This window comes from Mesorhizobium sp. URHB0026 (genome assembly GCF_054059755.1).
Window position 1 is genome coordinate 480,716 of the sequence record NZ_JBSSCN010000001.1, and the last position, 13,029, is coordinate 493,744.

The window sequence follows — 13,029 nt, forward strand, 5'->3', positions numbered from 1 at the left end:
GCCTGCCACAAGCTTGTTGAGGCATGGTCCTGGCTAAGGAAACCCGGCAAAAGGCGGACCTTCTTGGCGATTTCTCCACCCAGCGACATCGTGATGGATGTCGCCCGAGCTGCCGATCCGATGGATATCGAGGCTGCCCGCGCCGCGCTGACCAAGCGCGCCGGCAGCGTCGCCGGCACGTTTTCGGTCGACACCGCGGCTTCGGTCGATGCCGGCTCGGTCCTGTCGCGCGCGACGACGGACAAGGCCGCCGCGACAGCCGACCCGGCCAAGAAGTTCAAGAAGTTCGAGGCGATGGTCCTGCAGACCTTCATCCAGAACATGCTGCCCAAGGACACCGAGGGCGTCTATGGCACGGGTCTAGCTGGCGACATGTGGAAATCGCAGCTCGCCGAGCGCGTCGCCGACGTCATGGCTGACCGCGGCGGCATCGGCATCGCCAAGTCGCTGCTCGCCGACCATTACATGGACGGCAAGCGCAAGGTTCCGATCGGCCCGGTCTCGAATGGGCCGGAAAAAACCGAGATCGATCAGCAGACCCGTCTGTCCACTTCGCTCGTCCAGGAGTTGCAGCGCAAGGCCGCCAAGTCGATGACCGGCGACGAGACAACCAAAAAAACAGACATCAAGATCTAGGACTGGGAAACACATGGCCGACTCTTCGGAATTCACCGCCAAGCTGCCGGCGCGCACCACCGCGTCGGACGCACCGACTCCTTTCGCGCGGCCCGGAAACCTTGCCGCCATCATCGGCCGCATCGAGGAGGTGGTCGAGGAAGAGACCGCCGGCATCCGCAGCGATACAAGTTATGACCTCAAGGCGTCGAACGCCCGCAAGAGCCGCTATCTCTACGAGCTGACCCGTGCCATGAAGGGCGGCAGCGAAGCCGAATTCCTCGAGCAGCACCGCGAGGGCCTGACCCGGCTGCGCCAGAAGCTGGCGAAGAACGAAGCTGCTATCCTGGCGCATCTGAGCGCCGTCAACGAGGTCGCCAGCCTGCTGCGCAGTGCCATCCAGCGCGCCGAGACCGACGGCACCTACTCCGCCGGCGAGTTCGGCAGGATGAAAGGTTAGAGCGCGGCAATGCCGGGCTCGGGTTCAAAATGATCAAGGTCATCGCCATAGCGGTCTGGATCTGCGCCGCCACGCTCGGCGCGGTGTTCTATTCGTTCCAGGCCGCCGGTGAACAGGGCGTCGGTGAGAAGCCCAAGCCGATGTTGGGCGGGCTGGACTACGTGAAGACCGACATCATTTCGGTGCCGCTGATCCACGACTCCAAGATCGACGGCTATTTCCTGGCCAAGCTCGTCTACACCGTGGAGCCGGAGCAGATAAAGAAGCTGTCGATCCCGGCCGAGGCTCTCATTACCGATCAGGTCTACAGCTATCTCTACGCCAACCCCCAGATCGACTTCACCAAGAAGGCGACGCTCGACCTCGATGCCTTTCGCGCCGCGATCCGCGACACGATCAACACGCGTGTCGGCGCAACCCTGGTCCATGAGGTCCTGATCGACCAAGTCAATTTCCTGAGCAAGGATGAGATCCGCGACAACTGGCTGCGCCGGCGGCAGGATGCCAGCACCCCGGCGACCGAGACTCCCAAGCCGGTCAGCGCGCATTGAGCCATCGGCCCAGTACCGGTGGCCCTAGAACGGTCGGCGTTGGGACCAATCCCTGCAATCCGCGTTGACGTAAACGTCAATTCGAAGCTATATGCGGCAGCGATCATGATCGCCAGGGATGCCGCATGGACTTCGGCTGGACCGAAGTGCGTCGCGTGACAGATGCAACAGACAGGGAGAATAGCGTGAGCGTTCAGGATATAGCCGAGAAGATCAAGTCGCGCGTGGCAAGCAGCGGCTTCGACCGTTCCGTGAAGTTCGACACCGGCAGCGACGGCGTCATCGTCATCGACGGCGCGACCGTCTCGACCACGGACGCTCCCGCCGACTGCACCATCAAGCTGTCGCTCGACGATCTGGATTCGCTGATCGCGGGCGACCTGAACCCGACCATGGCGTTCATGACCGGCAAGATAAAGGTCGAAGGCGACATGACCGTCGCCATGGCGCTGAGCCAGTTGATCGGTTGACAGGCACGGTCGCCAGAAGCGACCTCGAGATAAACGAAACGCCGCCTTTTGAGGCGGCGTTTCGTTTGAAAGGCGGTCGAGCTTAAGCCCTCACGCCGCCAGGGTCGACGCCCGTGCCTTGAGCTTGCGGCCGGACGCCTTCAGCGTGCCCTTGGCGCCGTCGAGCACGCCCTCCACCAGTTCCAAGGCCAGCAGACGGTGCCGTTCGTAAGGCCCCGGCATGGCGAGCGCCCCGGTCCTCGCGGCCGAAAAGCCGAAGCGGCCATAGTAAGGCTCGTCTCCGACCAGCAGGATCACAGTGTGGCCGAGGCGCGCGGCTTCCGCGATGGCATGCCGCATCAGCGCCGAGCCTATGCCGGCATTCTTGGACGACGGGTCGACGGCGAGCGGGCCAAGCAGCAGCGCTGCCGGACCGCCCTCGCCCAGCGTGACGTCCCACAGCCGCACCGTGCCGGCCACGCCGCCCGAGGCATTGCGTGCGACGAAGGCAAGCCCCTCCGAGGGCCGGCGGCCGCGGCGCAGCTTCTCCGATGATTTGGTCTTGCGCTTCGGCCCCATGGCGCGATCGAGCAAGGCTTCGCGCGCCGCCACGTCGGTAGCGGTTTCGGCGACCGTGGCGAAGGCCGGCGCATGAGCTACGAATTCGACTGACATTTCCATTTCCGCAATCCCTGGCGAGCGGAGATCTGTTCCACAGGCGAGCCCAAGCGGGCGACAGGCGCCCACCTGGGGTGATCCGAGCGGTTCTTTCGAACCCTCAGATCACGTAGGATCGGAGAGGCTCGAAGCCGTTGAACGCGACCGCCGAGTAGGTGGTCGTGTAGGCGCCGGTGCCTTCGATCAGCACCTCGTCGCCGATGGTCAGCGACAAGGGCAGCGGATAGGGCGTCTTCTCGTACATCACGTCAGCCGAATCGCAGGTCGGGCCGGCGAGCACGCAAGGCGCGGTCTCGCTGCCGTCATGGCGGGTGACGAGGGGATAGCGGATCGCCTCGTCCATGGTCTCGGCGAGACCGCCGAACTTGCCGATGTCGAGGAACACCCAGCGCACATTGTCGTTGTCGGCCTTCTTCGAGATCAGCACGACTTCCGACTTGATGACGCCGGCATTGCCGACCATGCCGCGGCCCGGCTCGATGATCGTCTCGGGAATGGCGTTGCCGAAATGCTTGCGCAGAGCCGAGAAGATCGCCTGGCCATAGGCCTGCGCCGCCGGCACGTCACGCAAATAGCGCGTCGGGAAGCCGCCGCCCATATTGACCATCTTGAGCACGATGCCTTCTTCCGCGAGCGTCGCGAACACCTTCTTGGCGTCGGCCAGAGCACGGTCCCACGCGGTGAGGTCGGTCTGCTGCGAGCCGACATGAAACGACACGCCATGGGCGTCAAGACCGAGGCCCTTGGCATGGCGCAGCACGTCGACAGCCATGTCGGGCACGCAGCCGAACTTGCGCGACAGCGGCCATTCGGCGCCTTCGCCATCGGTCAGCACGCGACAGAACACGCGGGAGCCTGGCGCGGCGCGCGCGATCTTCTCGACTTCCTCGACGCAATCGACCGCGAACAGCTTGATGCCGAGCTGGTAGGCGCGTGCGATGTCACGCTCCTTCTTGATGGTGTTGCCGAACGAGATGCGGTCCGCCGGCGCACCGGCGTCCATCGCCATCTCGACTTCGGCAACGGAAGCGGTGTCGAAGGACGAGCCCATCGCAGCAAGCAGGCGCAGGATTTCGGGCGCCGGGTTTGCTTTCACCGCATAGTAGATCTTGGAATCGGGCAGAGCCTTCTCGAAGGCGCGGAAATTGTCGCGCACGACGTCAAGGTCGACGACGAGGCAGGGGCCGGACGGACGTCGGGTGGCGAGGAAGTCGAGGATGCGCTGTGTGGCCATCGGGATTCTCCATCGCGCCTTTCGGCGCGCACAAGGGTGCGGGCGCGGGCTGTCGGCCTCGCGAACACGCGGTCAAACAAAGGCGGGACGGAAAATCCATGGAACCAGCCGGTGGAGACCCCGGAACCATGAAACGCCGTCTCGCGGCGATGAACCTTAGCCTTGCCCGGCTTCGGTTCGCTTTGTCTGCCTTGGCTTGGATTGGGAGAACCCCGTTCCGCACTGCCGGCAATGAAGGTGTGCCTCTTCAGTAACCCCGGTCTTTGGACAACCGGCAGAGAACCAGAAAGGCCCGCACCGTCGTTGCTTCAAGGTGTCCTCGGTCTGGCGGTTGGCCGCTAAACCGACTGGAGGGGTTAGCTCCAGTTACCTTACCGATTTCCCTCACCATTCGAGGATCGGCGGACACCCACAGGCACGTGCGACTTTGGGCAAGCGCGATATAAGAGCGAAGCATTTCACAATCAATAAAAATCGTATCGCCGGTTGTAAAATTTCTGGCATCGAACAATGTTGGCGCAAGCGTATACGGATATCGAACGATGACAGGCACGCACGGCCCTTTCAACGCCTTTCTCGACCTTCGCCAGATGCCCGTGGCGCACGCCGAGCTTGGGCCCCTGGCCGGCCTGCGGCTGGCGGTCAAGGACATTTACGATGTTGCCGGCTACCGCACCGGTTGCGGCAATTTGCAGAAATTCGCCAATGGCCACGCCGCTTCGCGCACGGCGCCGGCCGTGCAGGCGATTCTCGACGCCGGTGCGCGCTTCATCGGCAAGACGCAGACCGACGAACTCGCGTTCGCTCTGTTCGGCCAGAACGCGCATTTTCCGTTTCCGGTGAACCCCGCGGCTCCCGATCGCGTCACCGGAGGCTCGTCGTCGGGGTCGGCGGCGGCGGTGGCGGGCAGGCTGGCCGACATTGCCACGGGGTCCGACACCGGCGGTTCGATCCGCGCGCCGGCGAGTTTCTGCGGGTTGATCGGGCTGCGCACCACGCATGGCCGCATTTCCCTCGACGGCACCATGCAACTGGCGCCGAGTTTCGACACGTTCGGCTGGTTCGCCGACGACATCGAAACCTATGAGACTGTCGGCAAGCTGCTGCTTGGCCGGGATCCGCACCAGCATTCCCTGGACCGCCCGATTGCGCTCGGCTGGCTGGACGAGATGGTCGCCCCGCCGGCGGCCGCCGAATATGCCGGAATGAAGGCGCTGGTGGCCACGGTGTTCGGCACGCCGGCGACGCCGACGACGCACTTCAGCTCGTCCCCGGACGAACTCTACTGGTGCTTTCGCCGCCTGCAGGCCAGGGAGGCCTGGGCGGTGCATGGCGAATGGATCACCAGCGGGGAGCGCGAGCTCGGGCCCGGCGTCGAGGAGCGGTTCGGCTTTGGCCGTGCGGTCGACGACCGGACAGCACAGGCCGAGAAGGTGCGCCGGCTGACCTTCCGCGGCGAACTCAGCGCCATGCTCGGCAAGCACGGCTTTCTTGTCCTGCCGACAGTGCCGGGCCCGGCACCCTATGTCGACAGCACACCGGAGCAATTCCAGGCCTACCGCGAACGCGCGCTCCATCTCCTGTGCCTGGGCGGGCTCTCCGGCTTTCCGCAAATCACCTTGCCGATCGGCTCGGTCGCCGGCGCTCCGTTCGGTCTCTCGCTGCTTGGCCCTTCCGGCAGCGACATTGCCCTGATACGGCTCGGCCGAAAACTTCTCGACGCAGCACAAAGAGCCTGAACAATGGATACACTGACCCGCATGCGCGCCTTCATCGACGTCGTGGAGGCCGAGGGATTCTCGGCGGCGGCACGCAAGATCGGCCGCTCCAAGGCGCTGCTGTCGAAATACGTGCGCGAGCTGGAGGACGAGCTCGGCGCGCTGCTGCTGAACCGCACCACGCGCCAGTTCTCGATGACCGAGGCCGGCCACACCTACTACCGCCGCGCCTCGGAGATCGTGCGCGAGGTCGACAGCCTGGCCGACGCCGTGCGCGAATCCTCCGGGGACGTGCGTGGCCGCATCAAGCTGTCGGCGCCGCGCACCTTCGCCGACGCGCCGATCGGCCAGTCGCTGATCGACTTCGCCAAGCAGTATCCCGACATCGTGCTCGACATCCAGCTCGACGACCGCTTCGTCGATCTGGTCGAGGAAGGCTTCGACCTCGCGGTGCGCATCTCGCGGCTGGAGAACTCGTCGCTGATCGCCAGGCGGCTGGCGCCGTTTTCGATCAAGCTCTGCGGCTCTCCCGAGCTGATCGCCAAGCACGGCATGCCGACGCGACCGCAGGATCTCGGCCATATGCCCTGCATCGTCGACACCAATGGCCGCGGACTGAACAACTGGCCGTTCAAGGGCGACAATGGCGATCCGGTGAGCATCGCCGTGTCGGGCCCGATCGAGGTTAACAGCCCAATGGCGGCGCGGGCCGCGGCCCTGTCGGGGTTAGGATTTTGCATCCTGCCGGATTTCATCGCCGCGCCCGACCTCAAGAGCGGCCAATTGGTGGCGGTGCTCGACGACCGCATCCTGTCGGGCGGCGGCATCTTCGCCGTCTATCCGCACCGCCGCTATCTGCCGGCGAAGGTGCGCGTTTTCGTCGACTTCCTGGTGCAGTGGTTCAGGACGCGCGAAAGCGCCTGACCTGCCCCAGCCTGGATACCGCACGTTTTGAGCTCTCGTGCAGACGTGGCGCTATCCCAAAGCCTCGCGCACTTTTGGGTGACATGCGCCCGCAGTCCCAATTTCGCCCCCTTTCTGGTAACCTTCGACCACGCTCACGAAAGCCAGGGGAATCGCGACCGCGAATGCATCTGAAACGGCACGCAATCATGCTGGCTTCGGCCTTGGCCGCGACATTTGCCACCGTTGGGCCGGCCGAGGTGCATCCGCACGTCTTCGCCGAGGCGCGCCTCGACGTGATCCTGTCCCCGGATCACCAAAGTGTGAAAGCGTTGCGCCATCTGTGGCGCTTCGACGATCTGTTTTCGAGTACGGTGATGATGGAGTTCGACAAGAACTCCGACCTGAAGCTTGACGACAAGGAGCTGAAGGATGTCGCCGACACCGTCCACGCCTCCCTGGCCGAGTTCAATTATTTCCAGCTCGTCACGCAAAACGGCAAGGACGTGACGATGGTGCCGCCGCCGCATCTGATGGCCAATTTCGACAACGACCAATTGATCATCCTGTTCGAGTCCGAACCTAAGGTGCCGATCAAGCTGTCCGGCACGATCGACATCGGCGTCTACGATCCGACCTTCTACACGGCCATCGACTTCACCGAGGATTCCAACATTGCCGTCGAGGGCCTGCCGTCGAACTGCACGAGCAAAGTCATCCGGCCGGACCCGGACGAAGCGATCAAGGAAAACCAGAAGACCCTGACGGATGCTTTCTTCAACGATCCGACAGGCACCGACATGAGCAAGATCTTTGCCACCAAACTCGAACTGACCTGTCAGCCAGAAGGATAAATCCGGTGAACCTGATCGGCAACTGTTCGAAACCGTCCCCGCGTTTGGCAGTCGGCCTGTTGGCCCTTACCTTTGCCATGATGCATGTCGCCAGTGCCGCGCACGCCCAGAGTTCGCTCGGCATCGGCGTCAATGACGGCATGGCACCCACCACCGGTCCGTTCGCCCATATCCTGATGTGGATCAATCTCAGGCAGCAGGAATTCTACCGCGCGCTGGCGACAGCCATGAAGGCAATGCGCCAGGACAACAGCAAGATCTGGATACTCATCGGCCTGTCCTTCGCCTATGGCATTTTCCACGCCGCCGGCCCCGGCCACGGCAAGGCGGTGATCTCGTCTTATATGGTGGCCAACGAAGTGGCGCTGAAGCGCGGCATCCTGTTGTCCTTCGTCTCGGCGCTGCTGCAGGGCCTGACGGCGATCCTGGTGATGGCGGTCGCCTATTTCGTCCTGCGCGGCACCGCGATCTCGATGACCGACGCGGCCTGGTTCATGGAGATCATGAGCTTTGTCTTCGTCACCCTCTTTGGCGCCTGGCTTTTATGGCGCAAGCTCGGTCCAGCCGTCCTGCGCCTGTTTGGCAAGGGCCCGGCCTACAGCCTGTCGGCGGCTCACGCCGGTCATTCCCATGCCGGCCATTCGCATGGCGCTCACGACCATGCGGCGCACGCTCATTCCCACGCACTGCACGGGCATGACGATCACAACCAGGGGCATGGCCATTCGCACGATCATCACGGCCACGGCGCGCACGATCATGCGCATCACGGCCACGCCGGCGGCGAGGTCCGCGAAACCTGCGGCCACTCGCATGCGCCCGATCCGGCGCTGCTGTCGGGTGATCGGTTCGACTGGCGAACGGCCTGGACGGCGGTGGCCGCCGTCGGCATCCGCCCCTGCTCCGGCGCGCTGATCGTGCTGAGCTTCGCGCTGCTCAACGGGCTCTGGCTCGGTGGCCTGCTGTCGGTGCTGGCGATGTCGATCGGAACCGCCATCACCGTCTCGGCGCTGGCGACGCTTGCCGTGACCGCCAAGAACTGGGCGGTGTATTTCGCCGGCGACGGCCGCATGGGCAACCGCATCCACTCGATCGTCGAGATCGGCGGCGCGGCCTTCGTCTTTCTGTTCGGACTGCTGCTGCTGTCTGCGAGCCTGACGGGCAGCGTTTAGACCCTACCATTCCGTCGGAATGGGATAGGCAACGTGCGCTACCAACTGGGAATGTTGCCGCCCAGTTCATCCTCGATATGCGCGCGGATGATCTCGTCAAAACTCTTTTCGGCACTGAAGCCAAGTTCCCTTGACCGGCGCGCCTCGAAGCGGGTCGGCCAGCCCTTGACGATCGCCCAGATCGTCTCGTCCGGAACTTCTCGGATGAGGCTTGTCGTCTTCGATCCGGCCACCCGTTCCAGCGCCTCGATCTGTTCGCCGACCGTGACGGCGACACCCGGCATCGTCAGGTTGCGGCGCGGCCCGACGGCATCGCCGTCAATCTCCGCGCCGTGGATCAGGAAATTCACCGCCGAGCGCGGGCTGGCATGGGTATGCACGACCGAGCGCGGCACCGGCAGGATCGCCTCCTGCCCGCTCAACGGCTCGCGGATGATGCCGGAGAAGAAGCCGGAGGCCGCCTTGTTGGGCTTGCCGGGCCGCACGCAGATCGTCGGCAGCCGGATGCCGATGCCGTCGAAGAAGCCGCGCCTGGAATAGTCTGCCAGCAGCGCTTCGCTCATCTGCTTCTGCGTGCCGTAGGAGGTCAGCGGCGTCGGGTGGAATTCGTCCGGTATGACATCCGGGAATGGCGCGCCGAACACCGCGATCGACGAGGTGAAGACGATGCGCGGCGCAAACCCTGCCAGCCGGATGGCGTCGAACAGCGCGCGCGTGCCGTCGAGATTGACGCGGTAACCGAGGTCGAAATTCGCTTCCGCCTCACCCGACACGATGCCGGCGAGGTGGAAGACGACATCGGGGCGCGACACAACCAGGCTTTCCGCGGCGCCTGCTTCGGCAAGGTCACCCGTGTGCAGCGCGACGCTGACGCCGTCCATGGCTGGCGCCTGCGGCGGCACGATGTCGTGCAGGTCGAGCGCGGTGATCTTCTCCCCGCGCAGCGTGCCGTCCTTGGCCAGCCGGGCGATGAGCTTGCGGCCGACCATGCCCGCGGCGCCAGTGATCAGAATGCGCATGTCCGATATCCCTTACTTCCGATTTTTGCGCTGGGTGCGCGCGCGCAACCAGAACACCAGGAAAAACGCCAGCACGAAGACGGTGCCGAAGATACCTGCCAGCACGGTCGAATAACTGCCGAGTGCCAACATCACGGTCGGCAAGTAGAAAGCGGCAATGCCGAACAGAAGCATGATCCAAACCGCCGCAATGGCCGCATTGCGCGTGTCACGGTCCATCATGCCGCACCGGAACGGCGGTCGTTCATCGAGCTGAGTTGCAAAGCTGGAGGACTCCTGAGGCAGGTCCGATCAATGGCCATCGATCGGACCTAGTGATAGTGGCCGTGATGCGCGGCCGCATCGTGCTCATGCTCGTGATGATGGTCGTCGCCATCGTCGGCGCACCGGCCGAATTCCGGTTCCACTGTGGCATGGCTGATGCCGTGCTCGCTGGCAAGCCGCTTCTTGATGGCGCTGACCGCCTGATGGGCATCGACGCCCTCGTTGAGGCAGGCATGCAGCGTCGCCATGCTGCTCGACCCGTCGAGCGACCAGATATGCATATGGTGCACCTCGCGCACGCCTTGGACCGTTGCCTGAATGTCCCCCGCGATCAGGTCGCGATCGAGGCTTGGCGGCACGCCTTCGAGCAGGACGTGGGCGGCGGCGCGCATCAGCGACCATGCGGTGGACAGGATCAGCAGCGAGACCAGCACGGACAGGATCGGGTCGATCGGCGTCCAGCCGGTCGCCAGGATGACCAGTGCCGCGACGATCGCGGCTGCCGAGCCGAGCAGATCGCCGAGCACATGCAGGATGGCGCCGCGCATGTTGAGATTGTCTCGATCGCCGCCATGCAGCACCAGGAAGGAGCCGATATTGACCAGCAGGCCGAGGATCGCCACCACCAGCATCGGTCTGCCCAGGACCGGCGCCGGTGTCAGCAGGCGATCCCACGCCTCGTATACGATCCACAGCGCGATGACGAAAATGGCGATGCCATTGGTGTAGGCCACCAGCGTCTTGACGCGGCCGAAGCCGTAGGTGAGTTGGCCGGTTGCCGGCCGGCCCGCCAGATGGAAGGCATACCAGGCCAAGCCGAGCGCAATGGCGTCGGCGAGCATGTGGCCGGCATCGGCCAGCAGCGCCAGCGACCCGGTGAACAGGCCGCCGAGCGCCTCGGCCACCATGAAGCCGGCGGTCAGGCAGGCCGCGATCAGCACGCGCTTCTTGTCCGTCGAGCCATGCACATGGCCGCCGCTGTGATCGTGCCCGCTGTGATCGTGGATATGCGCCAAATGGCAAACTCCCGTTAGGCGCCGAATTCCGCGCGAAAATCCTCGAGCCGGCGGTTCTGCTGGCCATTGGCGTCGAAGTTGGCCGGATCGAGCCAGGCTTCATAAGCCTTGCGCAGAGCTGGCCATTCCTTGTCGATGATCGAATACCACGCGGTGTCGCGGTTTTCACCCTTGACGATGAGATGCTGGCGGAAAATACCCTCGAACTTGAAGCCGAACCGTTCCGCCGCGCGCTTCGACGGCTCGTTGCGGTTGTTGCACTTCCATTCGTAGCGGCGATAGCCGAGTTCGTCGAAGATGTATTTCATGAACAGGAACTGCGCTTCCGTCGCTGCCGGCTTGCGCGAGATGAGCGGTCCCCAGTAGATGTTGCCGATCTCGATAACGCCATAGGTCGGATCGATGCGCATCAGCGTCTGGCGGCCGGCGACCTTGCCGCTTGGCTTGTCGACAACGGCGAAGAACAGTGGATCCTCGCTCGCCTCCACCTTGTCCAGCCAGGGCTGGAAGGCGGCGCGGGTTTCGGGCGGATAGTCCGGCAGCCAGGCGAAGCGGCCGTCGACGTCGGCCACGGAAGACGCTTCATAGAGGCCGTCGCCATGTGTTGCGGCACTCAATGGCTCGAGCCTGACATAGCGGCCCTCCAGAACCTTGCGCTCCGGGCGCGGGCGCGGCTGCCAGTCTTTCAGATTTTCCGACACCGAAAACTCCAATCCGTTTGACTTTTGCGGGCGGACGCTCACAAAAACGCTCGCCAACAGTAAGAACCACAGGGACGGGAAAAATGCTCCACACGATTTCGGCCTTCGACCGGCTCGGCGAGGAAAACGCTTTTGCCGTGCTGGCCCGGGCGACGGCGCTGGCGAGCCAGGGCCGTGACATCGTCAACCTCGGCATCGGTCAGCCCGACTTCAAGACGCCGCAACACATCGTCGAGGCGGCGATCAAGGCGCTGCGTGACGGCCACCATGGCTACACGCCGGCCAATGGCTTGCTGGCGACCCGCGAGGCGGTGGTGCGGCGCACGCTGACGACCACCGGCGTCGAGGTCTCGCCGGAGGCGGTGATGATCCTGCCCGGCGGCAAGCCAACCATGTTCGCCGCCATCCTGATGTTCGGCGAGCCCGGCGCCGAGATCCTCTATCCAGACCCCGGCTTTCCCATCTACCGCTCGATGATCGAGTTCACCGGTGCAACCCCCATTCCCGTGCCGATGCGCGAGGAGAACGGCTTCGCCTTCTCGGCCGAAGAGACGCTGGGGCTGATCACGCCGAAGACCAGGCTCTTGATCCTCAACTCGCCGGCCAACCCGACCGGCGGCGTCACCCCGCGCACCGAGATCGAGAAGCTGGTCAAGGGGCTTGATAAGCATCCAGACGTCGCCATTCTCTCCGACGAAATCTACGATGTCATGACTTATGATAGCGAGACGCATTGCTCGCTGCTTGGCTTTCCCGAGATCCGCGACCGGCTGATCGTGCTCAACGGCTGGTCCAAGACCTGGGCGATGACCGGCTGGCGCATGGGCTGGTCGATCTGGCCGAACGGCGACAAGGGCGCCCACCTCTATGACAAGGTTCGCAAGCTGGCGGTCAATTGCTGGTCCTGCGTCAACGCGCCAAGCCAGTTCGCCGGCATCGCGGCGATCGACGGCCCGCAGGACGACGTCGACACCATGATGCGCGCCTTCGACAACCGCCGGAAAATCGTGGTCGAAGGCCTGAACGCCCTGCCAAACATCTCCTGCATCACGCCCAAAGGTGCGTTCTATGCCTTCCCCAATGTCTCGAAGACCGGCTGGAAGGCAAAGAAACTCGCCTCCGCTTTGCTCGACGAGGCCGGCGTGGCGCTGATCGGCGGTCCCGATTTCGGCATCCTTGGCGAAGGCTATGTCAGGCTTTCCTACGCCAATTCCGAGGAAAACATCCTGCGCGCGCTGGAACGGATCGGGGCATTCCTGGCCAGATGAGCTTCAGCGTCCGCCGCGCGAGCCGGATAGCCTGCCACCGCATTCCATGACGGTGTCATGAGCCGTCCGGAGGCGCGTAGCCAGAGGCTGTGCGGGCGTACCGAAAACGGCTACGAACTCCGGTATC

At 64.1% G+C, this 13,029-nt stretch carries 15 protein-coding genes; 9 read left to right on the top strand and 6 right to left on the bottom strand.

Annotated elements, in window-relative coordinates; translation table 11 throughout:
- Positions 1-63: 63 nt before the first annotated feature.
- The 4 genes from ACVWWD_RS02405 (at position 64) to ACVWWD_RS02420 (ending at position 2,096) form a co-directional block, all read left to right on the top strand.
- Positions 64-636, top strand: a complete 573-nt coding sequence (locus tag ACVWWD_RS02405) for a rod-binding protein (RefSeq protein ID WP_352552181.1) — start codon at positions 64-66, stop codon at positions 634-636.
- A 13-nt stretch (positions 637-649) separates the two neighbouring features.
- The gene (locus ACVWWD_RS02410; protein ID WP_015315880.1) at positions 650-1,075 is read left to right on the top strand and encodes a hypothetical protein; all 426 of its coding nucleotides are present in this window, start codon (positions 650-652) and stop codon (positions 1,073-1,075) included.
- 29 nt (positions 1,076-1,104) lie between these two features.
- A complete protein-coding gene (locus tag ACVWWD_RS02415; protein WP_023770474.1) occupies positions 1,105-1,626 on the top strand; it encodes a hypothetical protein in 522 nt (173 codons plus the stop codon).
- 185 nt (positions 1,627-1,811) lie between these two features.
- The gene (locus tag ACVWWD_RS02420; protein ID WP_015315878.1) at positions 1,812-2,096 is read left to right on the top strand and encodes an SCP2 sterol-binding domain-containing protein; all 285 of its coding nucleotides are present in this window, start codon (positions 1,812-1,814) and stop codon (positions 2,094-2,096) included.
- 90 nt (positions 2,097-2,186) lie between these two features.
- On the opposite strand, the gene ACVWWD_RS02425 is transcribed toward ACVWWD_RS02420, so the two are convergent.
- Both ACVWWD_RS02425 and odc2 read right to left on the bottom strand, forming a co-directional pair.
- Positions 2,187-2,756, bottom strand: a complete 570-nt coding sequence (locus ACVWWD_RS02425; protein ID WP_352552178.1) for a GNAT family N-acetyltransferase — start codon at positions 2,754-2,756, stop codon at positions 2,187-2,189.
- 97 nt (positions 2,757-2,853) lie between these two features.
- Positions 2,854-3,987 carry an ornithine/lysine decarboxylase gene (gene odc2, locus ACVWWD_RS02430; RefSeq protein ID WP_023770475.1) on the bottom strand — a complete coding sequence of 378 codons (1,134 nt, stop codon included), beginning with the start codon at positions 3,985-3,987 and terminating at the stop codon, positions 2,854-2,856.
- A 542-nt stretch (positions 3,988-4,529) separates the two neighbouring features.
- On the opposite strand from odc2, the gene ACVWWD_RS02435 reads away from it, so the two are divergent.
- From ACVWWD_RS02435 to ACVWWD_RS02450, 4 genes are all read left to right on the top strand, one after another.
- On the top strand, positions 4,530-5,726 hold the full coding sequence (locus ACVWWD_RS02435; protein ID WP_352552175.1) for an amidase: 1,197 nt from the start codon (positions 4,530-4,532) through the stop codon (positions 5,724-5,726).
- Between the two features lie 3 nt (positions 5,727-5,729).
- The gene (locus tag ACVWWD_RS02440) at positions 5,730-6,629 is read left to right on the top strand and encodes a LysR family transcriptional regulator (RefSeq protein WP_015315874.1); all 900 of its coding nucleotides are present in this window, start codon (positions 5,730-5,732) and stop codon (positions 6,627-6,629) included.
- A gap of 164 nt (positions 6,630-6,793) precedes the next feature.
- Positions 6,794-7,462, top strand: coding sequence for a DUF1007 family protein (locus ACVWWD_RS02445; RefSeq protein WP_023770477.1), 669 nt, complete (start codon positions 6,794-6,796; stop codon positions 7,460-7,462).
- A gap of 77 nt (positions 7,463-7,539) precedes the next feature.
- On the top strand, positions 7,540-8,634 hold the full coding sequence (locus ACVWWD_RS02450) for a HoxN/HupN/NixA family nickel/cobalt transporter (RefSeq protein WP_435054039.1): 1,095 nt from the start codon (positions 7,540-7,542) through the stop codon (positions 8,632-8,634).
- A 38-nt stretch (positions 8,635-8,672) separates the two neighbouring features.
- Here ACVWWD_RS02450 and denD read toward each other — a convergent pair whose 3' ends face one another.
- The 4 genes from denD to ACVWWD_RS02470 all read right to left on the bottom strand — a co-directional run bounded on the left by denD (position 8,673) and on the right by ACVWWD_RS02470 (position 11,634).
- The gene (gene denD / locus ACVWWD_RS02455; protein ID WP_023770479.1) at positions 8,673-9,653 is read right to left on the bottom strand and encodes a D-erythronate dehydrogenase; all 981 of its coding nucleotides are present in this window, start codon (positions 9,651-9,653) and stop codon (positions 8,673-8,675) included.
- Positions 9,654-9,665: 12 nt separating this feature from the next.
- Complete coding sequence (locus ACVWWD_RS02460; protein WP_015315870.1) at positions 9,666-9,875, bottom strand: hypothetical protein; 210 nt, start codon at positions 9,873-9,875, stop codon at positions 9,666-9,668.
- An 89-nt stretch (positions 9,876-9,964) separates the two neighbouring features.
- Positions 9,965-10,933 carry a cation diffusion facilitator family transporter gene (locus ACVWWD_RS02465; RefSeq protein WP_023770481.1) on the bottom strand — a complete coding sequence of 323 codons (969 nt, stop codon included), beginning with the start codon at positions 10,931-10,933 and terminating at the stop codon, positions 9,965-9,967.
- A gap of 14 nt (positions 10,934-10,947) precedes the next feature.
- Positions 10,948-11,634 (bottom strand): GNAT family N-acetyltransferase, encoded by a 687-nt coding sequence (locus ACVWWD_RS02470; protein WP_352552172.1) that lies wholly within the window; start codon positions 11,632-11,634, stop codon positions 10,948-10,950.
- 83 nt (positions 11,635-11,717) lie between these two features.
- On the opposite strand from ACVWWD_RS02470, the gene ACVWWD_RS02475 reads away from it, so the two are divergent.
- Positions 11,718-12,902: a pyridoxal phosphate-dependent aminotransferase gene (locus ACVWWD_RS02475; protein WP_023770483.1), complete on the top strand. Its 1,185-nt coding sequence runs from the start codon at positions 11,718-11,720 to the stop codon at positions 12,900-12,902.
- The last annotated feature ends 127 nt before the right edge of the window (positions 12,903-13,029 follow it).

Bases quoted from the DNA above. Each gene is read 5' to 3' on its own strand.
- odc2 (WP_023770475.1), bottom strand. From the start codon at position 3,987: ATGGCCACACAGCGCATCCTCGACTTCCTCGCCACCCGACGTCCGTCC.
- ACVWWD_RS02440 (WP_015315874.1), top strand. From the start codon at position 5,730: ATGGATACACTGACCCGCATGCGCGCCTTCATCGACGTCGTGGAGGCC.
- ACVWWD_RS02415 (WP_023770474.1), top strand. From the start codon at position 1,105: ATGATCAAGGTCATCGCCATAGCGGTCTGGATCTGCGCCGCCACGCTC.
- ACVWWD_RS02475 (WP_023770483.1), top strand. From the start codon at position 11,718: ATGCTCCACACGATTTCGGCCTTCGACCGGCTCGGCGAGGAAAACGCT.
- ACVWWD_RS02435 (WP_352552175.1), top strand. From the start codon at position 4,530: ATGACAGGCACGCACGGCCCTTTCAACGCCTTTCTCGACCTTCGCCAG.
- ACVWWD_RS02460 (WP_015315870.1), bottom strand. From the start codon at position 9,875: ATGATGGACCGTGACACGCGCAATGCGGCCATTGCGGCGGTTTGGATC.
- ACVWWD_RS02445 (WP_023770477.1), top strand. From the start codon at position 6,794: ATGCATCTGAAACGGCACGCAATCATGCTGGCTTCGGCCTTGGCCGCG.
- ACVWWD_RS02450 (WP_435054039.1), top strand. From the start codon at position 7,540: ATGATGCATGTCGCCAGTGCCGCGCACGCCCAGAGTTCGCTCGGCATC.
- denD (WP_023770479.1), bottom strand. From the start codon at position 9,653: ATGCGCATTCTGATCACTGGCGCCGCGGGCATGGTCGGCCGCAAGCTC.
- ACVWWD_RS02425 (WP_352552178.1), bottom strand. From the start codon at position 2,756: ATGGAAATGTCAGTCGAATTCGTAGCTCATGCGCCGGCCTTCGCCACG.
- ACVWWD_RS02410 (WP_015315880.1), top strand. From the start codon at position 650: ATGGCCGACTCTTCGGAATTCACCGCCAAGCTGCCGGCGCGCACCACC.